The organism is Aquirufa sp. (genome assembly GCF_044239315.1).
Lineage (GTDB): Bacteria > Bacteroidota > Bacteroidia > Cytophagales > Spirosomataceae > Aquirufa.
Window position 1 is genome coordinate 25,562 of record NZ_JBIIBQ010000011.1, and the last position, 24,034, is coordinate 49,595.

Consider the following 24,034-nt stretch of genomic DNA (forward strand, 5'->3'; position numbering starts at 1 on the left):
CAATTTAAAAAAATAATATGGTAATTTACGCTATCACCACCTGAAAAAAGACGTCATGAAACAAGTCGTATTCTACGAAACCGGATTACCTGAAAATGTATTACAACTAGAAGAAATCGAAAAGCCAACTCCAGCTAAAGGAGAAGCACTCATTCGCATCACAGCTCGCAATATCAATCCATCTGACGTCATGTTTGTCCAAGGGCTATATGGCATCACTCCTAAATTACCTAGTAGCGCTGGTTTTGAGGCAGCGGGTGTAGTGGAGGAATCGACTAAGTTCCCTGCAGGAACTCGCGTGCTTTTTACTTCAATCGGTACTTGGAAAGAGTATACTTGCGTATCGGATGCAGGATTAATTCCCATTCCGGATGGAATGTCGGATGAGGTAGCTTGTCAAGCTTTTGTGAATCCAGTTACTGCTTATGGTATGTTGGAGACATCCAGATTAGGCAAAGGAGGTACTTTGTTAATCACGGCTGGGGCCTCGGCTTGGGGTAAAGTAGTCATTCAATTAGCGGCGATGCGGGGCATTCATGTCATTGCTACGGTGAGAAGACAGGATCAGAAGCAGACCTTATTGGATTTAGGTGCGACAGCTGTGATCGATGTAGCGACAGAAAGTTTAACAAAGAAGGTAAAAGAAATATTCCCAGAAGGAGTGGACTATGTGTTCGATGCGGTAGGAGGGGATCAGGGGGCCAAAGCCTTGACTTGCCTTAGACCAGGTGGAAAGATGCTTGTTTTTGGCCTATTAAGCCTCGAACCGATTCCGTTGAATTCTGGATTATTAATCTTTAAAAACCTCAGTGTAGAAGGCTGGTGGTTAAGCTCTTGGTGGGAGAAACTAGGCAATGAAGGAATTCAGAAGGCTATTAAAGAAGTCTTCACCCATTTATTGAAACACGACGTAAAAGTAGATATTCAAGCTACTTATTCATTAGCTCAGTTCAAAGAGGCATTAATTGCTTATCAAAAACAGGGGAGAACCGGAAAAATTTTATTGGTGTAAGGAGTCCAGCTCAGCAGGCTGGTCATCGGGTTCGTGGGTATTTCGGCCGTCGGTCGGAATACCATCACCTATAACTTCGTAAGAGAGCTTATCTCCAGCGACAATTACCTCTAAATTATAGATAAAAGTACCATCAGGTTCTTTCGTTTTAAGTACTCCGGTATAGAGCGAATCGCTCTTTTGAATGAGAGAAACATCGAGAACACTGACGCCTGTAACTTGCTCTTTTTGAAGATTTTGCAACCACAACTCGCGTACTTCAGAAGCTACCTCAGCGGAAGACTTTTTACACGAATTTAAGACGAACACGAAGGTTACTAAAAGGAATAATACTCTAATCATGTTGCAAAAATGGGTATTTTTCCCAAAAAAAGGAAAAAGAAATCCATTAAAACTTCAACCCCTCATCTCTACCTTGTGATATAGCTTTCGAGTAATCGATCCCCTTCACTTGGCCAGCGATGTAGTTGATGCCTTGCCACAAGTGGTTTAGGTAGGTAGGTTCTTGGTAGTTTTCCTTTGCGTGGCCTAGGGTGGTGACCCAGATGTGGCCGCCTTGGAAGTGTTGGGTCCAGGCTGCTGGGAAATAGCGGCCGTAGATGCCCTTGTGTTTTGTGATTAAGTCTTTTTGAGCCTGATCTAAGGTGGAAACATCGTGCATTAGTAGGGTTTTGATGCCTGGGTAGAGTTCCGCGCCGAAATAGCATTCGTCTTCTTTTGTCCATTTAGTGGGCACGCCTTTCATGGATGGGTGTGCGGGGTCGATGTTGATGACGGAGAAAGGTTGGAATTTTGCGTGCCAAGTGAAGGTTTCGCCCACCATCATTTTGAACCAGTCCCATTTGCGTTCTGTGCCTGTTACGGAGTGGACACCTACGAATCCACCGCCGGCTTCGATGTAGTGGCGGAAAGCGAGACGCTGAGTGTCTGTGTCGAAGACGTCGTTGTTTGTGGAGGTGAAGATGATGAGCTTGTATTTGGCCAAATTCTGTTCCTCAAATACCCCTGGATTATCCGAAACCTCGACTTTAAAACGCTTTTCAGCGCCTAATTTCTGGATAGCTGCCACGGCAGACGAAATGTTATCGTGCACATAGCCAGGGCCATTTTTCGTGTAGACAAGAACTGAATAAGTAGTCTTCTGCGCAAAAGTCGCGAAAGCAAAAAGCAGAAATAATGTCGTTAATCTCATTTTACGCCGTATTTATCAATTAAATAGATGATGGCTGCCATGTTCACGGCGCCTAAATGTAGTTCTCTTTTGTTCACGTTTTCGAATACGTCCGTCTTCGCGTGATGTAAGTCAAAATAGCGTTGGCTATCTGGGATAAGTCCAGCTAAGATGGATTGCTTATTGATGTCTGCCATCGGGGCGATGTCCGTACCGCCGCCGCCAAAAGTAATCTCAGATCCGTAGGGTTTCAATAGGGGAGTCCAGGTTTGGAATCGAGCGAATTGAGCCGGAGGGGCAGTAATTCCGATCGAACGAGGGGTGAAGCCGCCTTCGTCACTTTCGATGACAAAAATGTGGTTCTCCTTGTTAAGTTTAGCTTGGTTTGCGTATTCCTTTCCACCACGCGCTGCATTTTCCTCGTTTGCGAATAAGACGAAACGGATCGTGCGCTTAGGCTTGTAGTTCAAGACTTTCATGACGCGCAATACCTCCATGGTTTGGACGATGCCGGCGCCGTCATCGTGTGCGCCTTCGTTTACATCCCAGCTATCTAAGTGGCCGCCCAAGGTGATGTATTGGTCTGGGAACTCGGATCCGCGGATTTCGGCGATCACATTGTTGTCATCTGCGTCTGGAAGGAAGAAACCGTAGGTTTGTAGTTGGGCTTTGATGGTTCCTTTTTTGGCCAAAGAATACAATAGCTGAGCATCATCCGGGCCTAAAGCCACCGCTGGAATCTTTGGATATGCCTCATCATAACTCATGCTACCCGTATGCGGCTCATTATCCGGCGCCGTACTTAACGAGTGAATCATGATCGCAACAGCCCCATATTTCGCGGCTTTACTCGCACCAGAACGGCGAAAAACACCGCTCTCTCCATAAGCCTTAAACGTCTGAATCTTCGTCGGATCAAAAATACTGTGGAAATACACAATCTTACCCTTCACCTCGTTCTTGCGCTTCTCTAATTCCTCGAAACTAGCCACCGCAACAACCTCTGCCTCAATTAATCCATTCGATCCCATCGAATTTCCTAAGGCTAAAGCCGCCAAAGGCTGCATTCTCGCCTCCCCATTCACCCCCACAATCGCTGCAAAATCTTTCCCACCTCTTTTCCAATTAGGCACCTTACACGGCTGCAAAAACACTTTATCCGCACCGATAGCCTCTAAACTTTTCTTACCCCAAACCACCGCATTTTGTGCCTGCGGAGAACCGGCTAATCGACCACCAATCTTTTTGGTCAACTCATACAATAAGTCATAGGCCTTCCCGTTTGTCATAATCTCATCTGACATCTTCTTAATGAAGAGGGAGTCTGTGTTTGCCTGGGCGCTAGAAAATAGGGGAAGTAATAGGAGAGGGAGGAAACGTAATTTCATAGTCATTTAATAAAAAGTGTGTTTAAAGATAGTAATTATTCGGTAAATTGGTGGATAGTAATCGGTATCCGGTATCCGGTATCCGGTATCCGGTATCCGGTAGTCCGGAGGGAGTGAGTCCGAAGTCGGAAGGAAATATTTCCTTAAGTCATCCCCGTAGGGGATTCCAACTTTGAACTTTTTGCTTTGAACTTTGAAATTTTTAAAAAATGAAAAAACTACTAATTCTCTTAACGCTTTGTTCTATTAATGCCAAAGCTCAATCCTTCCAAGGTCTACTTAAAAAAGCCACTGAAATTGTCTCATCAGGTGGCTCATCCTTAAGTTCAGACGATGTCGCCAATGGTTTAAAAGAAGCGCTGAGAATAGGCGCGGAGAAAGGGTGCACAAACCTAGCTAAACCGGACGGTTTTTTTAAAAATGCTGCATTGAAAATCTTAATGCCACCTGAAGCAGCAAAAGTAGAAAGCACTCTGAGAAGCGTTGGCTTAAATCAATTAGCTGATGATTTGATCCTTAGTTTAAACCGGGCCGCAGAAGATGCCTCGACCACCGCAGCACCAATTTTTGTGAATGCGATCAAGCAGATGTCCATCACCGATGGAATTAACATCTTGCGTGGCGACGAAATAGCTGCTACAACTTATTTACGTTCAAAAACCACGGATCAATTAAAATCGACATTTAATCCCATCGTCAAAACCTCTTTAGACAAAGTAAATGCCACAAAATACTGGGAAAAGGCCATCACGGCCTACAATGCCATCCCATTTAGCAATAAAAAGATCAATCCTGATTTAAGTGCGTATGTGACTGAAAAAGCCATGGAAGGAATCTATAGCGAAATAGCAAAACAAGAGAAAGATATTCGGGCTAATCCTTTGGCGAGAACGACTGATTTGTTGAAGCGGGTATTCAATAAGTAAAATGAAAATCAAGAAACTCCTTTCAATTAGCTATCTAATTTCCTTATCCATTACCATTGTCTTAGGTCTTATTGATTCTGACCCCGTCATCAGCCTCAGTAGTTTCTTGACTGATATCTTTTTCATGTCCATTTTTTGTTGGATGGTGGTGTTGCCATTCACTTATTTGGTCCACTTAATAAATGAAAAATCCCAAAGGTTAGTGAATAAATAATTTTGGAAATAAATACCAAGCCAAGTACATTTGATGTGGTGTTTTAAATTTTAGGATGAAACTAACTTTCTGGTCGTTTATTGTTTTGCTACTGGTTTCAGTTAAATCTTTCTCCCAAACAGGGATAGGGACAACTACACCTAACTCCTCAGCTAAACTAGAAATCGCATCCACCGATAAAGGATTGCTTATTCCTCGAATGACAGCGGCTCAGCGTGCGGCAATAACTACCCCAGCTACCGGTTTATTAGTGTATCAAACAGATTCAGAAACAGGTTTTTATGTAAATTCAGGAACTTCCGTATCTCCCACATGGACACGCGTAAATAGTAATTGGACACGTTCGGGAAATGACATTTCGTATTCTTTAGGAAACATTTCGACGACTGGCGCACTTATAGGAGGTAATTCGAATACATCCTCTATTTCTGGATTCACGGCGAATGTGGCATCCATCACTGCTAATTACGCCATAACTGCAGCAGATAATGGTAAAGTCATTCAATCCACAGGCGCTTCAGCCATTACAGTAACGATACCAACTGGTTTACCAACTGGCTTTAATTGCACGGTGGTTCAAATGGGAGCGGGGCAAATTACCTTTTCAGGTACTTATTTAAATCGTACAGGATTTAGTAAGACGGCAAGTCAATATTCAGTAGTGAGTATCCTCCACTTGGGTGGCAACAGCATTATTGTGACAGGGGAAATGAGTAATTAATATGAAAAAGTTAATTGCTTTAATCTTAACGCTAATTTCCTTTTACAGTTTAGCACAAATGGGTTTACCCATTCAGACATCTTTATTGCCAAAGAATAATTTGGTAGTGAATTATGATTTTTCAAAATCAGCTGGATTCACCAGAGGAGCCACAACAGCCACTAATTTAGCGGGAACTTCTTCAGGTAATCCCTCCTTGTATAATTCACCTATTTTTATGAATTCGTTGGGTTTTATTTCTTTCAATGGATCCAATCAATATTTGGCTACGCCAAACATTCGAACCTATTTCAAATCAGTCAATACGAGCACACAAAGGAGCTTTACCATGAGCTTTTGGTTCTACCCATTGACAGCCACCGGCGTTGTGGTCAGCGAGTTAGATTCACAAGTTCCGAGTGGTGGTTGGCATGCGACCAATGTTGAAATTCTAAATGGTTTCATCAAATATCGAATTTGGAATGGACCCATCATCACATCTTCCTCAGCTGTATCTTTAAATCAATGGCATCACATCGCTTTAGTTTATGATGGAACTTCGGTAAAAGGGTATTTAAATGGGGTTTTACAAGGCACTCAAGCGGGCGCAAGAGAAATACCACCCACCAGTCAAAACTATGCCATTGGAGCGGGAGAAACTACCAATATGGGAGCAGGCAACTATGGAAATTTTCATTTGGCCCAATTTAAAATCCATAATTTACCGTTGACGGATAAAGAGATTTTATCCGAATACGAGACCCGAAAAGACGAATTTGATTATACGATTCATAGCCCATCTACGAATTCGAATCCAACGTATTGGGGAATATCAAGTGCATGGATTGGTGAAACAACATTTAGTCAAGATCATTATACGCCTTGGTTAAACAATACGCGGTTAGGCTGGGCTGCTGCATCAAATGATGTGAATCAATGGATTACCTTGAATTATGATGAACCTGCCTATGTAAAAGGAGTTGTTGTTCAAGGAAGGGCAAACAATGGAGGACAATGGGTATCCAGAGCACATGTTGAAACTTCTTTAACGGGAAGCGCTCCCTGGACTAGAGTTTTAACAGACGCGACTGTGAATAGTAATTCATTAGATGATGTTAGACTGAATTTCCCATCGAATGTTTTTACCAAGTCCATTAGAATTTTACCAACGTTATGGACAAATCATATTACTTTACGTTTAGGAATGCTCGTAAAGCCAAATAATTACATAAATGATGGTCTAGTACTTCGTTTAGATCCTGCTAATATCAAATCGTATCAAGGAACCGGAGCTACATTTAAAGATTTAACTACTAACGTATCGGATTTTACTTTAGTTGGTTCACCCACCTATAATGCAAATGGGTTTTTTACATTCAACGGCACGACTCAATACGCCTCTCGAGTAAATACAGCTAGTTTAAAGCCATCAACTGCTATTTCAATAGAACAATGGTTAAATGCCGATAATTGGAATGCTGGTACATCTTCAAGTTATAAATGTGCCTTATCTTGTACACAAGGTGGAGGATATTCCCATAATATTTGGAATGGAACTTTTTATAGTTATATATATGCCGGTGGTAAATATTTAATTCCGTCTGCTTCAGTTAGTAATTTTGGCGGATGGCATCATTTTGTTACAACGTTTGATGGTCGGTATGCAAAATTATACATTGATGGTAGTTTAGCTAGTACGGATGATCATGGAAGTGCTAATCAAACTATGACTTACGCATCCAATAGTATTTTTGTAGGAGCCGAGGCTAGTTCAGGCACCTCACCAGAAGGGTTTTATTGGCAAGGTAAAATAGCAACTACAGCAATATATAATAAAGCATTGTCGGCTGCTGACATATCACAAAATTTCAACAATACTAAAATAAGATATAGTATTATTCAGGATGGTCTTGTAGCAAATTTAATCAGTCCTCCAAGTTCAGGAACTACCTGGACTGATGCCTCAGGTAATGGTAATAATGCAACCTTAAATGGGTCTCCTACGTATACTTCCGCTAATGGTGGTGGATATACCACCTCATCAACTTCATATATTTCTTTGCCAAATAATTTATCCAGTACGTTTACAGTAAGTGTTGCATGTTCCTTGAATCCATCTACCTTTTGGGCTACATTATGGGGGAATGAATCATGGAATGCCGGAAGAGGGTATATAGCCTATTTTCTTTCAAACACCACCCTAAATTTGGGTAGTTCTACTGGGCCTGTAAGCATCTCTGTATCCGGTATTAATACAGTTCATATATGGGATTTTGTGGTTAATGGAACAAGCTACACCTTGTATAGGGATGGAGTAAGCATTTCAACTGGCACATTCACTGCACCTTCTGGAGGACTTAGTACGAATGGACTTTATTTTGGTGCAAGACATACCAATGCAGGCACCTCCTTCACTGATGCTTGTCCTGGTACCTATTACAGTATGCGTGTTTATAACAGAGCATTGAGCGCAGATGAAATAAATACAAATTTTACAGTCCTTAGGGGGAATTATGGATTGTAAATGCACCCATTTTGAGGATCATATTCAATTGAAATTTTAATTTACCAAAATGGAAAACAGTACCCAGATTAACACCGAAAAAATCAACTTTAGTCTAGAGGACTTAGAGCAAGATATTTGGGTACGTTTAGTTACCGGTGCCGTTAAAAGCAGGAACCCTTTTCATACCCCTTGCGTCGCCACGATGGATAAGGGAGAAATAAGTTTAAGGACAGTGGTTTTGCGTAAGGCTTTGGCCAAAGAAAGGGAATTACGATTTCACACCGACATTCGAAGTCCTAAGTGGAAAGAACTATCCCTAAATCCATCGATTAGCGCTTTATTTTATGATGCCGGAGATCGGATTCAACTACGAGTGAAGGGAAAGGCTGTATTGCATTATAAGAACGACTTAACGGCTGAGGCCTGGAAAAATACTACCTCCTCTAGCCGTAGGTGTTACTTAACGCTTCACAGTCCTTCTAGTTTCGCGGAAATTCCTACCAGCGGGCTTTCTGAAGAAATAGAGCAAGAAAACTTTACTTTAGCCGAAAGTGAAATGGGTTATTCTAACTTTGGCATTGTTTCTATCCAAGTACATTCCATCGATTGGTTGTGGTTGAATCATGCGGGGCATAGAAGGGCTTTTTTTGATTATACCGATGGAAGTTTTCAATGGATGATTCCTTAAATTAGCAGTAAATACTTTACCTCATAATTAATACAATGGTCAATAATTTATTGAAAACGGCATTAGGACGACTACGAATTGTAGCCTTTTTAGAAGGTTGTTCGTATTTACTTTTAGGCTTTACGATGATTTTAAAATACAAGTATGGTATGCCGCAGCCTAATTACGTGGTGGGTTTAGCACACGGAATTCTTTTTGTTCTTTACGTCGTTTTAGTACTTCAAGTTTCATTTATTCATCGATGGAACTTTACCAAAATAGTCGGTGCTTTTTTAGCTTCACTCATACCTTTTGGCACATTTTATGCGGATAAAGCACTATTTAGGTAATTGGATCTTAGCAATTGTATTTGTTGTTTCATGTTCAAAAGAGGATGAACCTGTTACTGCTCCTTTAACTGGTGCTCCTGAAATTACGGTCACCACGCTGTTAAACAATCAGGGGATAATTTGGGGCTATGATTTTTTACCCAATGGCACTATTCTGTTTACCCAAAAAACAGGTTCATTGCGCTTGTTTGACCCGACTACGCAAAGCAATACACTCATTTCAGGCTTACCAACAAATATTTCAGCTGCAGGGCAGGGAGGATTACTAGATGTGGCTATTTCTCCGGATTATGCCTCTAGCAAAAGTGTATATACCACGTATAGCATTTCAGGCGGCTTTCTTGTGCTGGCAAGGTTCACTTTAAATGGAACCGCTGCGAGCAACTGGCAGGTCTTACATACCACTGAATCGGCTTCGACCTGGAATGGCCATTATGGGAGTCGAATTGCCTTTGGAACGGATGGTACATTGTATTGGAGTGTGGGAGAAGGAGGGGGAGGAAGCCTTGGCGGGGCAACAAGTCCACATCAAAATAGCCAAAAATTAACTTCCATGTGGGGTAAAATACATCGCATGAATCTGGATGGAAGTATACCAGCTGATAATCCATTATTACCAGGCCAAACTGCGCGTTCCACCCTATACAGTTATGGTCACCGTAATCCGCAAGGAATGGCTTTTGACCCTAAAACAAATCAACTTTTTGTAAATGAACATGGACCTAGTGGTGGTTGTGAACTTAACCGTGTTCAAGCAAAAGAAAATTACGGTTGGCCTTTGTATAGCATGGGCATTAATTATAATGGAACAACCATTAGCAACGGACATAATGCAACTGGAATTGTGGCACCACTAAAAAGTTGGACTCCGGCATTCGCACCATCGGGTTTAACCTTTATAAATCACCCTTCATTTAAAGATTGGAATGGCAATTTACTCATGGGAAGCCTTGTACGGAAACATTTACTCATGATAAAAATGATCAATGGAGTACCGAGCAATGAGACTATTTTACTCGAAAATAACGGCCGCATACGAAATGTAAAAATGGGCCCTGGTGGTAAAATTTACGTGAGTGTGGAAGATGGGGGGAGGTTGTTAATGTTGAGTGCTAAGTAGTTCAAAAGTAGTGTGGGAAAAAATGAATTAACCGTAATTGCATAAAAAAAGCCCCAAATATCTCTGGGGCTTCATTATCTGCTAATTACAAAATTTGATACACCTTATAAGAGACTGTTTCTCCTAGTTTAACTATAGTCCCTACGCCTACACTTACAATATTATTCAAATAAGCATGCTTTTTAGAGCTCGTTTCAAAATAGGGTGTTGTTCTAAAATAATAAGTCCCATCAGCGTTTAAGTTCAAAAATCCTTGATAAGTCACATAAATATTTTCACCTTCATTCGTTTGTAAAGTAACCCTTACGTCAATTTTATTAGAAGTTTCATTTAACTGAAGAAACCAATCAGCCCCATCAGGTAATACTTTCCCTTTAAGATTAGGACCCTCAAAAAAGCCATCCTTCACCGGATATATGGTTCTTTTTCCGGCCAAAGTTTGTCCGACTTCTACGCCAGGTTTTAGATTAAATGTTACTTCAAAAAGCAATTTGCTTTTCAATTCTTGCGCAACCGAAGGAAGGCTAAGACACAAAGCACAAACTAGAGCCAATAGTAATTTTTTCATGAGTTTTTGGGTTAAATAAAGCCCTAATATAAATATCTTTTCGAAACTAAAAATAGCAATTCTTCATTTTTCTCAAATTGAGACATAAAAAAAGCCTCAGATTTCTCTGAGGCTATTGTTGATCTTAAGAAATTTAAATTATTTCAATTTATGTAAAATTTAAAACTTGAAAAAGTTGGATGGATGTAGAAATAGTCTGGAATTGTATGATATTTCGCTATGTAAAGGTTAGATCGATTGGTTCTAACTGAACCTCGCTGGGCATCGAAAAGCATTATCCTATGCTCAGAAGTATTATGGAGATTACTTGAATAATAACCTAAAGAATAATTTGATTTAAGAATATACCGTTAAATAATTATTCAATAAAATAATTGATTTTAAAAAATAAATATTATAATTTTTTGAAGAAACTAATAATGTGAAGCTAGAATCACAATAAAAAACGGGGCGGAAGCGAAAAGCCAAATGAGTAGCCAAATCATAATTTTAATGTAATGAAAGTAGATATTAAATGTATTTCATGTGGCCAAATCTTGGGTTTTGGCGAAATGACAAAACAATCGGTAAAACAAAGTGCTAAACAAGCATTTAATTGGAAAGTAATGTTAGGAATTCAAAAAATTGAATGGATTCCAACTTGTGAGTCATGTGGCAATTCAGGAAAAGATAATTTCTGCTGTCCAAAATGTGATAGTAATGAAATATGGACAGAGGACATTTTAAAATCAGGGAATTTAATCCACAAGTGCTAGTTATTAAAAAACTAAAGTTAAACCATTAAAATTATGAGCAACAATGCAATTGCAACACCAAGACAGTTATTCACACTTAATTTTCCAAAAAAGGATGTTGAAAATAAAATAAAATACTTGTGTGAAAAACTTCCAACATATGTTTTTATGAACCAAAATGAAACATTGAATTCAATGCGAATTGAAGCAAAAGGAGCATTCCTAAGTCAGCATATGGATTTCAGATTTCAAAATACCGACGAAGATATCTGCATATTTGAATTAGAAGTATCAAAGTCTACAGGCGGAATGACGAATGATGACAGCATTTTGAAAGCAAAGAAAAATATTGATGAATTTATGGAATTCCTTACAAAATGTTTAGAGGGCTATGAAATCTCGGAGGAAGACATAAAAAAATTAAAAAAGAGTCAAACTAATAATATGATATTCTATGTGATATTCTTTATTATTTTACTTTGGTTCTTCTTCGGTGGAGGATTAGAAATGTTACTTTAAATAAAATAAAATATAATAAATGAAAAAATCAATCATTATCCTGGTAACATTTATGTTTTGCCTATTTAGTTGCACAAGTAAAGTAAATAAGGAAAACTATGAAAAAATTTCAAATGGCATGACAGTTTCACAAGTTGAAGCTATACTTGGTAAAGGAGAATCGCAGGCATCTTCTAACGTAGATTTAGGTGATTATGGCGGGAATATAAGTTCAGAAGTAATTACTTGGCAAGATGGAATGGATATTATAACCATTACATTCTCCAATGGCCAGGTTTTGGCAAAAGGCCAAAGTGGACTATAATTCTATCTATTGCTACTTGGAATAAAGTATATTTATAAAAAAACACCATCAAATTTCTCTGACGGTGTTTTTTTATTTCTATAAGTGATCCCGCTGGGATTCGAACCCAGGACCCATACATTAAAAGTGTATTGCTCTACCAACTGAGCTACGGAATCATTCAAGCCGAGGCTTGTATATGTAAAATGGTTCACTCTGGAACCGAAAGGAAGTTCAACCACTGGTTGACCTTCGTTTGCAAAAGAGTAACTTTTTCCCCTTATTGCGGTGCAAAACTAGCACCCTTTTTTAAATAATGCAAGTCATTCGTCTAAATAAAATCACATTTCTGTTTATTTTTCTTTTGGGTTTTGGCCAAAGGGCTTATAGCCAAATAGATAGAAATCAACTCGCATTAGCAGATTCTTTGTTTAAAGCGAATAGGCTTTTGAGTGCAGAGAAAATTTACGTGTCCCATTTAAAGACCAAACCTAACCAAACTGAAAATATCAAATTAAAACTGGCTTATATCGCGAAAGCGAAAAATGATTGGTTGAAGGAATTATACTATTTATCCAGTATTCAAGCTACGAACGCAAGACCTGAAATCTCGAAACGTTTAGAGGAAATAGGAGAGAAGCAAGGCCTGAATGGCTTCGAAATGAGCTTATGGGATCAAATCTATTGGTTGTACTTTAAATATTTCCCTTGGATTCTCGGTTTCCTACTCCTTATTGCATTGTATGGAGCTAGTATTTTGACCTACTCTGTCTTTAAGAAAAGACGAATTCGAAAAAGCCAATTTACCTATTTAATCCTATATATCGCAATAATAGGCTTATTTGCGAATTTTCCCGGGTTTTTAAATTATGGGATAATTACCAAAGAGAAATCCTACATGCGCGACTTCCCATCCTCCGCAGCGCCTGTAGAACGCCTTCTAAAGAAGGGAAATAGAATAAATTACTGGTTTACCCGCGATATCTGGGTGTATAGTATTATCGAAAGCCAGCAAGGCTACGTGAAAGAGGACGACTTTTTGCCAATTAACTAAAGGTGCAAGATTTGGAAGCTTAAGTCCAAAATAATCTCACGATCTGTTTCCGCGCTTCCCAATACCCCTTTTACCTTCAAATCTGCATTTTTAATGGCCTCAATAATGCGAACGACTTTAGCTAAAGGGTAATTTCTCGCCGCTGTCGTATAATCACGCACAAAATAAGGATTCACTCCAATTAGCTTTGCAATCTCCCCGTCGGAGACATTTCCCACATCGTGGACTTGTAAGACCTTTGAGAAGAAGTTAAATAATAGCACCAGCATGGGTGCTGCTGGATTTTGCTTCGTATTTTCTGCAAAATGAAAGGCTATTTTCTGAGCTTTCTCTGTATTGCGCTGGATGATCGCTTTTTGCAACTCAAAATAGTTGTATTCCCGACTGATCCCGATATATTTCTCCACTTCCGTAGCTCCCACCTCGAAACCAGCTGGCACATTCACTACTAATTTATCTGCCTCATGTGCCATGCGAGATAAATCTGCTCCTACATAGGAAACCATCAATTCGACGGTAGCGGGCTGAATTTTTACCCCTCTTTGGCCTAAATAATCCACTAACCAAGCACCTAGTTTATCCTCCGAAACCTTCTTCGAAGTTACAATCACCCCATGCTTCACTAACGCAGAAAACACCTTTGATTTATCAGAAAGCAGGGATTTTACGGTCAAAACAAGCAGGGTAGAGGGTGTCGGATTTGCACAATAATCTTCCCAAACCTTTAAATCATCATCTTTGGTCTTCGCATTTTCCTTCGCCTTAGCCATCGCCTCAATAAATGCCGCCTCCTTCACAATCACGACCTGACGCTCAGCCATCATCGGATATCGACGCGCAGTCGCAATGATAGATCCTAAACTATGATCTTTGCCAAAAAGTACAAATTGATTAAAACTCTGCTGATCCTCCGGCAACACCTGCTTCTCAAAAGCCTCCACTAATTGATCAATCAAATAAGGCTCATCGCCATGCAACAAATAAATAGGAGCCAGTTTTTTCTGCTTTATATCCTTTAAAACCTCTGAAGCGCTCTGTTGCATGTGTTAATTAATTTAAACAAAAATAGGCAAAACCAAAGGGATGGAAAAATATCTCAAGTATTTCCCGTAGGTTTGCAGGCAAAAAAATAGCTCAAACCATGCCAATTGCAAAAAATAACGTTGTATTCATCTCTTACCAACTTGCTTTTCCAGACGAAGACGGACAACCAGATGTCGTAGAAATCGTAGACGAAAAAGAACCAATGGTCTTCATCCACGGCCTTAGTGGCCTTCCTGAAGCGTTTGAAGAGAACCTTTTGGGACTAAACGAAGGCGATACCTTTGATTTCAGCATCTCCGCTGAAGATGCTTACGGTAACGTGGACCCTAATGCCATCATTGAATTACCAAAATCCATTTTCCAGGCCGAAGATCAATCCGCAGACGACATCTTACAAATAGGGAATTTCATCCCTATGACAGACGACCAAGGAAATCGCATGCAGGGTTTAGTGGTTTCCATCGAAGGTGAAACCGTTACCATGGACTTTAATCACCCTTTAGCAGAGAAAACCTTAATGTTCCAGGGCAAAATCTTAAAAATCAGAGAAGCTACCCCAGAAGAAATCGCTCACGGCCACGTGCACGGAGAGGGTGGGGTGCATCATTAAAAACATAGATTATAAAGCACAAAGCATAAAGAATAAAGATCGCTTCGCCTTCGGCGATGTTTTATGAAATGTTTTTTGTTTCTAATACCATTAAAAAAGGGATCGAAATTCGATCCCTTTTTTAATTCCAACTTTATTCTTTGTGCTTTATGCTTTATGCTTTAAGAAGATTGAAGATCCGCATAAGCCACCACATCCACCCCAAACTTCCTTAAGAAATCCACTCCCTCATCAGAAGCTAGTCCTTTGTAGGCCGCATAAGAATTCAAATAAATCACCTTTTTAATTTTCATGCTGTAAATAATACGCGCACAAGAAATGCAAGGGGATAAGGTCACGTAAATAGTAGATCCTTCAACGGATACGCCATTTTTAGAGGCATATAGAATGGCATTTTGTTCTGCGTGTAAGGCAAGTGAACAACTTCCTTTCGAATCACGTGGGCAACCTTCCTCCCCAAATTCGTCATCACAGTTGTGAGTTCCAGCAGGAGGACCATTATAGCCGATGGAAATGATACGCGTATCTTTCGTTAATACACATCCCACTTGAGCACGAGTACAATGGGAACGAAGCGCCAGATTCTGAGCCAGTTCCATAAAGATCACATCAAACGAGGGCTTTTTCATAGACATAAAAAAATCCCAAAAAGGGATTTCTTGTAGCGGGGAGCAGAATCGAACTGCCGACCTTTGGGTTATGAATCCAACGCTCTAACCATCTGAGCTACCCCGCCAAATTATGTCGCAAAGGTAAGCGTTCCGACCGTAGAACACAAATATTTTCACAATACTTATTAATTTTGCGCAGGATTTGGGAATTAGCTCAGAGTTAATACCTTTGTTTATAGGTAGTTTTACAAATAATAAATCCCTAGAAATTATGTCACAAACTCCTTATACTTTTGAATATGAGGTAAAAGCATCTCCGAAGGTGCTTTATCCTTATCTAAGTAGTCCATCTGGATTACAACAATGGTTTGCTGACAAAGTAATTGTTCGTGGAAGCTCTGAATTACATTTCTATTGGGATAATGAAAACCATCCCGCGACAGTTTTACCAGGTAAGGCAAACAAATCCGTTAAATTCGACTTTAAAAAGGGGGATTCTGAGCCTGGTAAGCATATAATTGAAATGAGCCTTGACGTAAGTGAAGTATCAAATACAACTTATTTGACCATTATAGATGGAGCCTCGACCTTTAAATCAGATGCCGATGCCGCTGATTTATGGGATTATTTAATAGACAAACTAAAAGAGATAGTCGGAAGCTAGGATGCGTAAAATTGACAAATTAGTGCTGAAGGCGTTTTTGGGGCCGTTTTTTTTGACCTTACTCGTTGTCATCTTCATTTTCCTTTTGCGTTTAGTGTTATTTTATTTTGCTGATCTCTTCGGTAAAGATTTAGGCGCCTTTGTTTACGTTGAGCTTTTTTTCTACTTCTCCTTAATTACGATTCCTTTAGCCATGCCACTATCGGTATTGCTTTCATCCTTGATGACCTTTGGAAAATTAGGAGAAAACTTTGAGTTGACAGCACTTAAAAGTGCGGGGATATCCATATTTAGAATCATGAGGCCTATTTTAACCGTCTCAATCTTTTTAAGCCTCTTCATGTTTTGGTTTATGAATGTTGCCTTACCGTGGGCAAATATCAAGGGTTGGAGCCTTTTATATGACATTAAAACGACTAAAACGACTCTTAATATAAAGGAAGGTATCTTTTACATGGATTTGACCGGATATTCTATTAAAGTGGGCAAAAAATATCCAGACAATAAGACCTTGAAGAACTTGATTATTTATGATCACACGCACAATGATGGGAATCGTCACGTTACTTTAGCAGATTCTGCGCTGATGTATACGATTATGAACAAGCGCTATTTAGTGTTTGAATTATTTAATGGCAAAGACTACTTAGAAGATGCTGAACAAGGTTCTGCGGTGAATCCGACTGAATTAGCAGTGCACGAATTTAAAAAAAGTAAGGTAGTCATGTCTCTTGCGGTATTTGATCTCCACAAAACGGATGAGCAGCAATTCGCTCATCATGAGATCATGCGAAACAATAACCAGTTAGCAGATGATGCCGATTCACTTATTAATAAGATTTCAGAAGTTAAGATCGGATTTTTAAAAAGTGCTGCCACTAATTTTCTTTACTACATGACGCCTGTCAAGCAAACCTTGCAATTCTTTAAGAAAACCGATTGGATTATGCCTCGTTTACAGAAGGGATATAAAGATAGTAAATCCTCGCCCTATGATATGGCAGGTCAACAGGCGAAAAATATGATTTCTACGGCACAAACAAATAAAATACTTTTAGAAGACTTTGAAACTAAATTAAACAAAACGAATCTAGAATGGCATCACAAATTCACTAATGCCATGTCTATTTTAGTCATGTTCTTAATTGGGGCGCCGCTAGGAGCCATTATTAAGAAAGGAGGATTCGGTGTACCAGTTGTTGTTGCGGTTTCATTCTTTATATTAATGTATATTCTTACTCAGCAAGGTGATAAGATGGCCAAAGAAGGAGCCTTGGTATTACAAGTAGGAGCGTGGCTTGCTAATTTAATTTTGGCAATCATTGGTGCCTACTTCCTCAAGATCTCCTTAGCTGATTCTCGCTTGTTCGAAACAGACTTCTACAAGGTAGTTTGGGATAGAGTCCGCACTAGATTAGGACGCACAAAAACAGCTGAATAATTCATTTGGTTGTTAGCAATAAAAAGAGTACTTTTGCAAATTAAATAATTATTTAAAACTTAAACTGGTAAAAGATGTATTTGTCACCTGAGAAAAAACAAGAAATTTTCGAATCAAAAGGGAAAGCAAAGTCTAAAATCGATACTGGTTCTGCTGAGTCGCAAATTGCGTTATTCACGTACAGAATCAACTATCTGACTGAGCACTTGAAGAAAAACAAGAAAGACCACAGCACACGCTTAGGACTTTTAAAGTTAGTAGGTAAGCGTCGTAGCTTATTAGATTACTTAACTCGTACTGATATCACACGTTACCGTGCGATTATCGCGGAATTAGGTATTCGTAAATAAGAAAAAAAAGGGCTTCATTTCGATGGAGCCCTCTTTTATTTCCCCGCTGTAAACGTTTGAATCGTTCAAACAAAACTTAAATCACGCGAGGTTGCGTGAAATTTATTCAAAAACGTATGTCATTTAACATCATTACAAAGCATATTTCGATGCCAGACGGCAAAGAAGTCTCGATTGAAACAGGCAAATTAGCCAAGCAAGCGGACGGAGCTGTCGTTATTAAGTCAGGAAATATGATGTTGTTAGCTACTGTAGTGGCTAACAAAGAGGCCAAAGAAGGAGTAGATTTCCTTCCTTTATCAGTAGACTACCAAGAAAAATTTGCGTCTAACGGACGCATCCCAGGATCTTTCTTAAAAAGAGAGGCACGCCTTTCTGATTATGAAATCTTAATCTCTCGTTTAGTAGATCGCGCTTTGCGCCCTACTTTTCCAGATGATTACCACGCAGATGTGCAAGTTTTAATCAACTTGATCTCAGCAGATTCAGAAGTATTACCAGATGCATTTGTCGGTTTAGCGGCAGCTGCAGCTTTGGCCGTATCAGATATCCCATTCAATGGTCCTATCTCAGAAGTTCGCGTAGCGAAAATCAACGGTGAATATAAAGTAAACCCGAGCGTAAGCGAATTAGCAGGTGCTTCCTTAGAATTAATCGTTGCAGCAAACGCAAACGATATTTTAATGGTTGAAGGTGAAGGAGACGAAGTTTCTGAAACCGAAATGCTAGAAGCTTTACGTATTGCACACGACGCTATCAAATTACAATGCGCTGCATTGAATGAATTGACTGTAGCTTGTGGTAAAACAGAAAAACGTGTTTACTCACACGAAACACACGACGAAGAGTTGCGTGCTGAATTGTGGAAAAACTACTACGAGAAGTATTTAGCGGTAGCTAAGTTAGCAAATCCGAAGAAAGACGAGCGTAAAGCTGGTTTCAAGGCGATTGTAGACGAATTTATTGCTTCATTACCGGAAGATCACGCGGTGAACATCGGTTTAGCGAAGCATTATTTACATGACATCGAAAAAGAAGCAGCTCGTCAATTAGTATTGCAAGAGCGCTACCGTTTAGATGGTCGTAAATTGAATGAAATCCGTCAAATCACGTGTGAAGTAGATTATTTACCTACTCCTCACGGTTCGTCTGTTTTCACTCGTGGTGAAACTCAATCTTTAACTACCGTTACTTTAGGTACGAAAATGGATGAGCAAATCATAGACCAACCGATGACACAAGGGTACAACAAATTTATGTTGCACTACAACTTCCCAGGCTTCTCTACAGGTGAGGTTAAACCAAACCGTGGGGTAGGTCGTCGTGAAGTAGGTCACGGTAACTTAGCAATGCGTGCGATTAGAAAAGTTTTACCTAAAATGGAAGACTTCCCTTACACGTTACGTATCGTTTCTGATATCCTAGAATCAAACGGTTCGTCTTCAATGGCGACAGTTTGCGCGGGTACTTTGGCCTTAATGGACGCAGGTGTAAAAATCAAAGCGCCCGTTTCAGGTATCGCGATGGGATTAATTTCTGATTCAAAAACTGGAAAATACGCCGTATTATCAGATATCTTAGGGGATGAAGATCACTTAGGAGATATGGACTTTAAGGTGACAGGTACTGAAAACGGTATCACAGCTTGCCAAATGGACATCAAAGTACAAGGTTTATCTTACGAAGTTTTAGCGGAAGCACTTTCTCAAGCAAAAGAAGGTCGTTTACACATCTTAAACGAGATGAAGAAAGCGATGCCAGAGGTTAGAGAAGATTTCAAACCTCAAACTCCGCGTGCGACAGTTATCAAGATTATGAAAGACCAAATCGGTGCGGTAATCGGACCAGGTGGTAAAGTAGTTCAAGATATCCAAAAGCAATCAGGGGCAACTGTTACGATCGAAGAAAAAGAAGATGGTGGATATGTAAGTATCTTCTCTTCTAACGGAGACGCAATGGCAAAAGCAGTTAGCATGGTAAGAAGCATCGTAACTGTTCCTGAAGTAGGAGAGGTTTACGAAGGAAAAGTAAAGAATATTCAAGCATTCGGAGCTTTTGTGGAATTTTTACCGGGTAAAGATGGTTTACTACATATCTCTGAGATTTCATGGGATCGCATCGACACGATGGACGGTGTTTTCAAAGAAGGAGATAAAGTAAAGGTTAAATTAGTCGAAGTAGATAAGAAAACGGGCAAATTCCGTTTATCTGCTAAGGTTCTTTTACCTAAGCCAGAAAAACCAGAGGCTCCAGCAGCCTCAGCTGAATAATTTAGTATATCCTAGCGTTGCGCATTCGTGCGCGACGCTTTCATTCTGTTGTAAGATCTTATGAGACAGCTAAAAATTAGCAAACAAATTACCAACAGGGAAAGTCAATCTCTAGACAAATACCTTCAAGAGATCGGTAAAGTCGATTTATTGACTCCGGATGAAGAGGTAATCCTAGCGCAGAAGATTCGCGATGGGGATCAATTGTCATTAGAGCGTTTAACGAAAGCGAACCTTCGTTTCGTGGTATCCGTTGCAAAACAATACCAAAACCAAGGTCTTAGCTTAGGTGACTTAATTAACGAAGGAAACTTAGGTTTGATCAAAGCGGCACAACGTTTTGATGAAACACGTGGATTTAAATTCATTTCATACGCAGTTTGGTGGATTCGTCAATCGATCCTTCAAGCTTTAGCGGAGCAATCTCGTATCGTACGTTTGCCTTTAAACAGAGTTGGTTCTTTGAACAAGATTTCAAAAACATTTTCTGAATTAGAGCAAAAATTTGAGCGTGAGCCATCTCCAGAAGAATTAGCAGAGGTTTTAGAGATCTCTACGGGTGAAGTAGTAGATACGTTGAAGATTTCAGGTCGTCACGTCTCTATGGATGCACCTTTCGTTCAAGGAGAAGAAAACTCGCTTTTAGACGTATTAGAGAACGATTCTGAAGACAAACCAGATTCTGGTTTGATTAACGATTCCCTTCGTCGTGAAGTACAACGCGCTTTATCTACCTTAACTCAACGTGAGGCAGATGTAGTTACTTTGTATTTCGGCTTAAATGGCGAACACGCAATGACTCTTGAGGAGATCGGTGAGAAATTTAATTTAACGCGTGAGCGTGTAAGACAAATTAAAGAGAAAGCGATCCGTCGTTTACGACACACTTCTCGAAGCAAAGCACTAAAAACATATCTTGGATAATTTTTAAAGCCTCTCACGAGGCTTTTTTTTGCTATGGCATTTCCAAAAGGCATCATCGAACTAGTAGACTCTTTATACCAACAAGGTGTAAATGAGGCGGTTATATGCCCTGGATCCAGAAATGCCCCCTTAATGATTGCTCTAACCCGCCACGGCGGTTTTAAATGCTATTCAATCTCAGATGAACGCTCAGCTGGATTTTTTGGCCTAGGAATTGCCTTAAAAACGGGTCGTCCTGTCATCCTTTGCTGTACCTCTGGCTCAGCTGGTTTGAATTTTGCTCCGGCGGTAGTAGAAGCCTTCTTCCAAGAGGTTCCATTAATCGTCTTAACGGCAGATCGCCCGAAGGAATGGATTGGACAATGGGATGGACAGACGATTTACCAAGAAAACCTCTTTGGAAATCACTCTAAGGCCTTTTATGATTTTGAAACGGATGATTGTACCGTTGCACCAATGACTGCCATGGCAGAACCGAAAGGACCTGTTCAGATAAATGTGCCGATTAGTGAGCCGTTTTACCCGGAGCCAGGTTTTGTTTTGGAAAATAGCTCAGCTATTTTCCAAAATGAAACTCTGGCAAAGCACAAAGCACAAAGCACAAAGAATAAAGTGGATTTTACGTATTTCAATCAAGAGATTGCATCTGCAGAGAAAATACTCGTGACGGTGGGTCAAATGGAAGATAATTCCATTTTCGAGATGCTGTCTGCCTTTGGGATTCCAGTCATAGGGGATGCAACGTCAAACTGTGGAAGTACGATAGCGCATGATTTGATATTAGCCAATGAGTCGGCCTGGCCAGCTTTGCAGCCTGATTTGCATATCCATTTCGGCAAATCATTTGTTTCAAAGCGAATTAAGCAGTTTTTACGGACGCATAAACCGAAGCAATCTTGGCTCATCCATCCTAATCCCATCGGAAAACCGGATCCCTTTTTGTGTTTAAGCCATGTAATAAACACGAGCGCTGAAAACTTTCTCGCAGGCGTAAACTGGACATCTAAAAACTGGACGGCTTGGAATATAGCTATCGAAGAAAAGCAATCAGCGTTTTTTGCAGAAAAAAATTGGACTGAAATCCATATTTACCAAGCAATTACTGAGGCCATTGAAAAACAAGAGACGGAAGTACATGTGGCTAATTCATTGGCTGTCAGGTACATTAATTGGACTTTGGCGAAATTTACTAAAACAGAAGTATTCTCAAATCGAGGTACCAGCGGTATAGATGGATGCCTGAGTACGGCCATAGGAGCTGCCCAAAAAACAGAGAAACTTTGCATCTCCATCATTGGAGATGTGGCCTTTCAGTACGATCGAAATGCCCTTTGGAACAACTACATTCCATATAATCTACGCATTATCGTTTTCAATAATGGGGGCGGGGGAATATTCCGTAATCTAGAGGGTGCAAAAGACCTACCAGAGCTGGATAAATTCATGGAAACTCAGCAAAGTTTTACAGCTGAAAATACGGCAAAAGACGCTAAAATCACCTATTTCTCCGCAAACAACGAGAAAGAATTAGATCTGAATGCCTTTTTCAACAATAAGGGAGCTTCACTCTTAGAAATTCACACGAATTCCATCGAAAACGCGGCTGAACTGAAGCGATATATGTCCTTATTTAAGGCTTGATTTGGCCTGAATTTTGGCCCAATTCTTTAAATATAACTCATTCTTAGGATCTTTCTCCAGTGCTTTCTTCACATAAGCAGCCGCTAAATCCCATTGCATACGCTGTATTGCAAGGTAACCTAAATTATTATTTAGAAGATCCTGGTATTTTCCAGACATTAAAGCCTTCTTGAAAACAGTTTCTGCTAAATCGATTTCATTCATCTCCTGAAGTACAACACCCTTATTAATCAAGGTTTCAATGGAAGTCGAGTCAAGAGCTAAAGATCGGTCATAAGAAGAAAGAGAACCCGATAAATCCTCCTTTTGTAGTAAAATATCTCCCTTTAGGGTCCAATTTGCGGCTGAATCTGGGAAAGATTTCACCAGTTCATCCACTGCAGGAACAGCCTCATCAAATCTCTGAAGTGTTTGAAGCATTTCTGCCTTTTTAAAGAGGGCAGGTGCAAACTTATCATCCAAGGCAAATGCCTTGGAGAAATCTACTAATGCTTCTTCATTTTTCTCGAGAATCTGATAAACTAATCCGCGATTATAATAGGCATCCGAAAAATCAGGACGCTTTTTTACTGCCTCAGAATACCATTTGATAGCCTCATGATACTCTTTTTCCTTCCATTTTGCATTTCCACGTAAGAAGAAGTCGCTAGATTCGCGCTTTTCATCATCTGTCGTGGTAGAGCAATTAATTAAAAATAGAGAAGCAAATAGTAATACGAGGTATTTCATAGGGCTAAAAGAAAGTTCAATTTAAATAATTCAATTTTCATTCGCATCTTTGTGGCTTAATTAAATGTAAAATTATGGCATACGCAGAAATGTTAACCGATAAAGGGTTAATGAAAATCGAATTCTACACAGAGGATGCACCTATCCACGTAAAAAACTTCATTGATTTAGCTGAAAAAGGCTTTTATGACGGTATTACTTTCCACCGCGTGATTAATGATTTCGTAATCCAAGGAGGTTGTCCTGACGGAACTGGAGCCGGTGGCCCAGGCTACACGATTCCATGTGAATTAACAGGAAATAATCAATTCCACGATCGTGGCGTTTTATCGATGGCACATCGTGGACCTAACACAGGTGGTTCTCAGTTCTTTATTTGCCACTCACGTAACAATACGGCGCACTTAGACCGCAAACACACCTGTTTTGGTAAAGTAATCGAAGGAGTAGAAGTAATCGATTTAGTACGCGAAGGAGATAAGATCCAAAGCGTTAAAATCATTCAAGACTAATGCATTTTATCAAGGAAATAACCCAT

26 protein-coding genes and 2 tRNA genes are annotated in these 24,034 nt (G+C 39.9%); 19 read left to right on the forward strand and 9 right to left on the reverse strand.

Annotated features, from left to right (window positions below; genetic code table 11):
- The first annotated feature begins 55 nt into the window (after positions 1 to 55).
- Positions 56 to 1,012 carry a zinc-dependent alcohol dehydrogenase family protein gene (locus tag ACILP5_RS05560; RefSeq protein WP_395617665.1) on the forward strand — a complete coding sequence of 319 codons (957 nt, stop codon included), beginning with the start codon at positions 56 to 58 and terminating at the stop codon, positions 1,010 to 1,012.
- Here the strand turns inward: ACILP5_RS05560 and ACILP5_RS05565 are convergent.
- The 3 genes from ACILP5_RS05565 to ACILP5_RS05575 are packed head-to-tail and all read right to left on the reverse strand — an operon-like array spanning position 1,001 to position 3,571.
- Positions 1,001 to 1,354 carry a hypothetical protein gene (locus ACILP5_RS05565; RefSeq protein ID WP_395617666.1) on the reverse strand — a complete coding sequence of 118 codons (354 nt, stop codon included), beginning with the start codon at positions 1,352 to 1,354 and terminating at the stop codon, positions 1,001 to 1,003. The genes ACILP5_RS05560 and ACILP5_RS05565 overlap by 12 nt on opposite strands.
- Positions 1,355 to 1,400: 46 nt before the next feature.
- Positions 1,401 to 2,204 (reverse strand): ThuA domain-containing protein, encoded by an 804-nt coding sequence (locus tag ACILP5_RS05570; protein WP_395617667.1) that lies wholly within the window; start codon positions 2,202 to 2,204, stop codon positions 1,401 to 1,403.
- The gene (locus ACILP5_RS05575) at positions 2,201 to 3,571 is read right to left on the reverse strand and encodes a M20/M25/M40 family metallo-hydrolase (protein WP_395617668.1); all 1,371 of its coding nucleotides are present in this window, start codon (positions 3,569 to 3,571) and stop codon (positions 2,201 to 2,203) included. The genes ACILP5_RS05570 and ACILP5_RS05575 overlap by 4 nt, the downstream gene beginning before the upstream one ends.
- Before the next feature lie 209 nt (positions 3,572 to 3,780).
- On the opposite strand from ACILP5_RS05575, the gene ACILP5_RS05580 reads away from it, so the two are divergent.
- The 6 genes from ACILP5_RS05580 to ACILP5_RS05605 all read left to right on the forward strand — a co-directional run bounded on the left by ACILP5_RS05580 (position 3,781) and on the right by ACILP5_RS05605 (position 10,054).
- A complete protein-coding gene (locus ACILP5_RS05580) occupies positions 3,781 to 4,497 on the forward strand; it encodes a DUF4197 domain-containing protein (protein WP_395617669.1) in 717 nt (238 codons plus the stop codon).
- 269 nt (positions 4,498 to 4,766) lie between these two features.
- Positions 4,767 to 5,432, forward strand: a complete 666-nt coding sequence (locus ACILP5_RS05585; protein WP_395617670.1) for a hypothetical protein — start codon at positions 4,767 to 4,769, stop codon at positions 5,430 to 5,432.
- A gap of 1 nt (position 5,433) precedes the next feature.
- A complete protein-coding gene (locus tag ACILP5_RS05590; RefSeq protein ID WP_395617671.1) occupies positions 5,434 to 7,935 on the forward strand; it encodes a LamG-like jellyroll fold domain-containing protein in 2,502 nt (833 codons plus the stop codon).
- Between the two features lie 49 nt (positions 7,936 to 7,984).
- On the forward strand, positions 7,985 to 8,605 hold the full coding sequence (locus tag ACILP5_RS05595; RefSeq protein WP_395617672.1) for a pyridoxamine 5'-phosphate oxidase family protein: 621 nt from the start codon (positions 7,985 to 7,987) through the stop codon (positions 8,603 to 8,605).
- Positions 8,606 to 8,640: 35 nt separating this feature from the next.
- Positions 8,641 to 8,934 carry a DUF3817 domain-containing protein gene (locus tag ACILP5_RS05600; RefSeq protein WP_395617673.1) on the forward strand — a complete coding sequence of 98 codons (294 nt, stop codon included), beginning with the start codon at positions 8,641 to 8,643 and terminating at the stop codon, positions 8,932 to 8,934.
- Positions 8,909 to 10,054, forward strand: a complete 1,146-nt coding sequence (locus ACILP5_RS05605) for a PQQ-dependent sugar dehydrogenase (RefSeq protein WP_395617674.1) — start codon at positions 8,909 to 8,911, stop codon at positions 10,052 to 10,054. The genes ACILP5_RS05600 and ACILP5_RS05605 overlap by 26 nt, the downstream gene beginning before the upstream one ends.
- Before the next feature lie 85 nt (positions 10,055 to 10,139).
- On the opposite strand, the gene ACILP5_RS05610 is transcribed toward ACILP5_RS05605, so the two are convergent.
- Entirely contained in the window at positions 10,140 to 10,622 is a 483-nt protein-coding gene (locus ACILP5_RS05610) for a DUF3237 domain-containing protein (protein WP_395617675.1), read from the reverse strand.
- Positions 10,623 to 11,119: 497 nt separating this feature from the next.
- Between ACILP5_RS05610 and ACILP5_RS05615 the strand changes: the two genes are divergently transcribed.
- Genes ACILP5_RS05615 through bamE form a run of 3 tightly spaced genes read left to right on the forward strand, consistent with a single transcriptional unit; the run spans position 11,120 to position 12,179 of the window.
- Positions 11,120 to 11,377 (forward strand): hypothetical protein, encoded by a 258-nt coding sequence (locus ACILP5_RS05615; RefSeq protein WP_395617676.1) that lies wholly within the window; start codon positions 11,120 to 11,122, stop codon positions 11,375 to 11,377.
- Positions 11,378 to 11,410: 33 nt separating this feature from the next.
- Entirely contained in the window at positions 11,411 to 11,875 is a 465-nt protein-coding gene (locus ACILP5_RS05620) for a hypothetical protein (RefSeq protein ID WP_395617677.1), read from the forward strand.
- A 52-nt stretch (positions 11,876 to 11,927) separates the two neighbouring features.
- Positions 11,928 to 12,179, forward strand: coding sequence for an outer membrane protein assembly factor BamE (gene bamE, locus ACILP5_RS05625; RefSeq protein ID WP_395617733.1), 252 nt, complete (start codon positions 11,928 to 11,930; stop codon positions 12,177 to 12,179).
- A gap of 85 nt (positions 12,180 to 12,264) precedes the next feature.
- On the opposite strand, the gene ACILP5_RS05630 is transcribed toward bamE, so the two are convergent.
- A tRNA-Lys gene (locus ACILP5_RS05630) sits at positions 12,265 to 12,337 on the reverse strand.
- Positions 12,338 to 12,474: 137 nt separating this feature from the next.
- Between ACILP5_RS05630 and ACILP5_RS05635 the strand changes: the two genes are divergently transcribed.
- Positions 12,475 to 13,212: a hypothetical protein gene (locus ACILP5_RS05635; protein WP_395617678.1), complete on the forward strand. Its 738-nt coding sequence runs from the start codon at positions 12,475 to 12,477 to the stop codon at positions 13,210 to 13,212.
- On the opposite strand, the gene holA is transcribed toward ACILP5_RS05635, so the two are convergent.
- Positions 13,209 to 14,255 carry a DNA polymerase III subunit delta gene (holA, locus tag ACILP5_RS05640; protein WP_395617679.1) on the reverse strand — a complete coding sequence of 349 codons (1,047 nt, stop codon included), beginning with the start codon at positions 14,253 to 14,255 and terminating at the stop codon, positions 13,209 to 13,211. The two genes, ACILP5_RS05635 and holA, sit on opposite strands and share 4 nt — an antisense overlap.
- A 98-nt stretch (positions 14,256 to 14,353) precedes the next feature.
- Between holA and ACILP5_RS05645 the strand changes: the two genes are divergently transcribed.
- Complete coding sequence (locus tag ACILP5_RS05645; protein WP_395617680.1) at positions 14,354 to 14,866, forward strand: peptidylprolyl isomerase; 513 nt, start codon at positions 14,354 to 14,356, stop codon at positions 14,864 to 14,866.
- A gap of 161 nt (positions 14,867 to 15,027) precedes the next feature.
- Here the strand turns inward: ACILP5_RS05645 and ACILP5_RS05650 are convergent, their stop codons facing one another.
- Both ACILP5_RS05650 and ACILP5_RS05655 read right to left on the reverse strand, forming a co-directional pair.
- On the reverse strand, positions 15,028 to 15,495 hold the full coding sequence (locus tag ACILP5_RS05650) for a deoxycytidylate deaminase (RefSeq protein ID WP_395617681.1): 468 nt from the start codon (positions 15,493 to 15,495) through the stop codon (positions 15,028 to 15,030).
- Between the two features lie 33 nt (positions 15,496 to 15,528).
- Positions 15,529 to 15,602 (reverse strand) — tRNA-Met (locus ACILP5_RS05655).
- Positions 15,603 to 15,748: 146 nt separating this feature from the next.
- Between ACILP5_RS05655 and ACILP5_RS05660 the strand changes: the two genes are divergently transcribed.
- The 6 genes from ACILP5_RS05660 to menD all read left to right on the forward strand — a co-directional run bounded on the left by ACILP5_RS05660 (position 15,749) and on the right by menD (position 22,767).
- Positions 15,749 to 16,141: an START-like domain-containing protein gene (locus tag ACILP5_RS05660; protein ID WP_395617682.1), complete on the forward strand. Its 393-nt coding sequence runs from the start codon at positions 15,749 to 15,751 to the stop codon at positions 16,139 to 16,141.
- Position 16,142: 1 nt separating this feature from the next.
- The gene (locus ACILP5_RS05665; protein ID WP_395617683.1) at positions 16,143 to 17,582 is read left to right on the forward strand and encodes an LptF/LptG family permease; all 1,440 of its coding nucleotides are present in this window, start codon (positions 16,143 to 16,145) and stop codon (positions 17,580 to 17,582) included.
- Between the two features lie 74 nt (positions 17,583 to 17,656).
- Positions 17,657 to 17,932, forward strand: coding sequence for a 30S ribosomal protein S15 (gene rpsO, locus ACILP5_RS05670; protein ID WP_395617684.1), 276 nt, complete (start codon positions 17,657 to 17,659; stop codon positions 17,930 to 17,932).
- 116 nt (positions 17,933 to 18,048) lie between these two features.
- Positions 18,049 to 20,202 carry a polyribonucleotide nucleotidyltransferase gene (pnp, locus tag ACILP5_RS05675; RefSeq protein ID WP_395617685.1) on the forward strand — a complete coding sequence of 718 codons (2,154 nt, stop codon included), beginning with the start codon at positions 18,049 to 18,051 and terminating at the stop codon, positions 20,200 to 20,202.
- Positions 20,203 to 20,262: 60 nt separating this feature from the next.
- On the forward strand, positions 20,263 to 21,126 hold the full coding sequence (locus ACILP5_RS05680) for an RNA polymerase sigma factor RpoD/SigA (protein ID WP_109323139.1): 864 nt from the start codon (positions 20,263 to 20,265) through the stop codon (positions 21,124 to 21,126).
- A gap of 33 nt (positions 21,127 to 21,159) precedes the next feature.
- Positions 21,160 to 22,767 (forward strand): 2-succinyl-5-enolpyruvyl-6-hydroxy-3-cyclohexene-1-carboxylic-acid synthase, encoded by a 1,608-nt coding sequence (menD, locus tag ACILP5_RS05685; protein WP_395617686.1) that lies wholly within the window; start codon positions 21,160 to 21,162, stop codon positions 22,765 to 22,767.
- Here the strand turns inward: menD and ACILP5_RS05690 are convergent.
- Entirely contained in the window at positions 22,753 to 23,496 is a 744-nt protein-coding gene (locus ACILP5_RS05690; RefSeq protein ID WP_395617687.1) for a tetratricopeptide repeat protein, read from the reverse strand. The two genes, menD and ACILP5_RS05690, sit on opposite strands and share 15 nt — an antisense overlap.
- A 74-nt stretch (positions 23,497 to 23,570) precedes the next feature.
- Between ACILP5_RS05690 and ACILP5_RS05695 the strand changes: the two genes are divergently transcribed.
- Positions 23,571 to 24,008, forward strand: a complete 438-nt coding sequence (locus ACILP5_RS05695; RefSeq protein ID WP_395617688.1) for a peptidylprolyl isomerase — start codon at positions 23,571 to 23,573, stop codon at positions 24,006 to 24,008.
- Positions 24,009 to 24,034: the final 26 nt, after the last annotated feature.

Coding starts and splice junctions, on each gene's coding strand:
- ACILP5_RS05560 (WP_395617665.1), top strand. CDS start 56: ATGAAACAAGTCGTATTCTACGAAACCGGATTACCTGAAAATGTATTA.
- ACILP5_RS05565 (WP_395617666.1), bottom strand. CDS start 1,354: ATGATTAGAGTATTATTCCTTTTAGTAACCTTCGTGTTCGTCTTAAAT.
- ACILP5_RS05570 (WP_395617667.1), bottom strand. CDS start 2,204: ATGAGATTAACGACATTATTTCTGCTTTTTGCTTTCGCGACTTTTGCG.
- ACILP5_RS05575 (WP_395617668.1), bottom strand. CDS start 3,571: ATGAAATTACGTTTCCTCCCTCTCCTATTACTTCCCCTATTTTCTAGC.
- ACILP5_RS05580 (WP_395617669.1), top strand. CDS start 3,781: ATGAAAAAACTACTAATTCTCTTAACGCTTTGTTCTATTAATGCCAAA.
- ACILP5_RS05585 (WP_395617670.1), top strand. CDS start 4,767: ATGAAACTAACTTTCTGGTCGTTTATTGTTTTGCTACTGGTTTCAGTT.
- ACILP5_RS05590 (WP_395617671.1), top strand. CDS start 5,434: ATGAAAAAGTTAATTGCTTTAATCTTAACGCTAATTTCCTTTTACAGT.
- ACILP5_RS05595 (WP_395617672.1), top strand. CDS start 7,985: ATGGAAAACAGTACCCAGATTAACACCGAAAAAATCAACTTTAGTCTA.
- ACILP5_RS05600 (WP_395617673.1), top strand. CDS start 8,641: ATGGTCAATAATTTATTGAAAACGGCATTAGGACGACTACGAATTGTA.
- ACILP5_RS05605 (WP_395617674.1), top strand. CDS start 8,909: ATGCGGATAAAGCACTATTTAGGTAATTGGATCTTAGCAATTGTATTT.
- ACILP5_RS05610 (WP_395617675.1), bottom strand. CDS start 10,622: ATGAAAAAATTACTATTGGCTCTAGTTTGTGCTTTGTGTCTTAGCCTT.
- ACILP5_RS05615 (WP_395617676.1), top strand. CDS start 11,120: ATGAAAGTAGATATTAAATGTATTTCATGTGGCCAAATCTTGGGTTTT.
- ACILP5_RS05620 (WP_395617677.1), top strand. CDS start 11,411: ATGAGCAACAATGCAATTGCAACACCAAGACAGTTATTCACACTTAAT.
- bamE (WP_395617733.1), top strand. CDS start 11,928: ATGTTTTGCCTATTTAGTTGCACAAGTAAAGTAAATAAGGAAAACTAT.
- ACILP5_RS05635 (WP_395617678.1), top strand. CDS start 12,475: ATGCAAGTCATTCGTCTAAATAAAATCACATTTCTGTTTATTTTTCTT.
- holA (WP_395617679.1), bottom strand. CDS start 14,255: ATGCAACAGAGCGCTTCAGAGGTTTTAAAGGATATAAAGCAGAAAAAA.
- ACILP5_RS05645 (WP_395617680.1), top strand. CDS start 14,354: ATGCCAATTGCAAAAAATAACGTTGTATTCATCTCTTACCAACTTGCT.
- ACILP5_RS05650 (WP_395617681.1), bottom strand. CDS start 15,495: ATGAAAAAGCCCTCGTTTGATGTGATCTTTATGGAACTGGCTCAGAAT.
- ACILP5_RS05660 (WP_395617682.1), top strand. CDS start 15,749: ATGTCACAAACTCCTTATACTTTTGAATATGAGGTAAAAGCATCTCCG.
- ACILP5_RS05665 (WP_395617683.1), top strand. CDS start 16,143: ATGCGTAAAATTGACAAATTAGTGCTGAAGGCGTTTTTGGGGCCGTTT.
- rpsO (WP_395617684.1), top strand. CDS start 17,657: ATGTATTTGTCACCTGAGAAAAAACAAGAAATTTTCGAATCAAAAGGG.
- pnp (WP_395617685.1), top strand. CDS start 18,049: ATGTCATTTAACATCATTACAAAGCATATTTCGATGCCAGACGGCAAA.
- ACILP5_RS05680 (WP_109323139.1), top strand. CDS start 20,263: ATGAGACAGCTAAAAATTAGCAAACAAATTACCAACAGGGAAAGTCAA.
- menD (WP_395617686.1), top strand. CDS start 21,160: ATGGCATTTCCAAAAGGCATCATCGAACTAGTAGACTCTTTATACCAA.
- ACILP5_RS05690 (WP_395617687.1), bottom strand. CDS start 23,496: ATGAAATACCTCGTATTACTATTTGCTTCTCTATTTTTAATTAATTGC.
- ACILP5_RS05695 (WP_395617688.1), top strand. CDS start 23,571: ATGGCATACGCAGAAATGTTAACCGATAAAGGGTTAATGAAAATCGAA.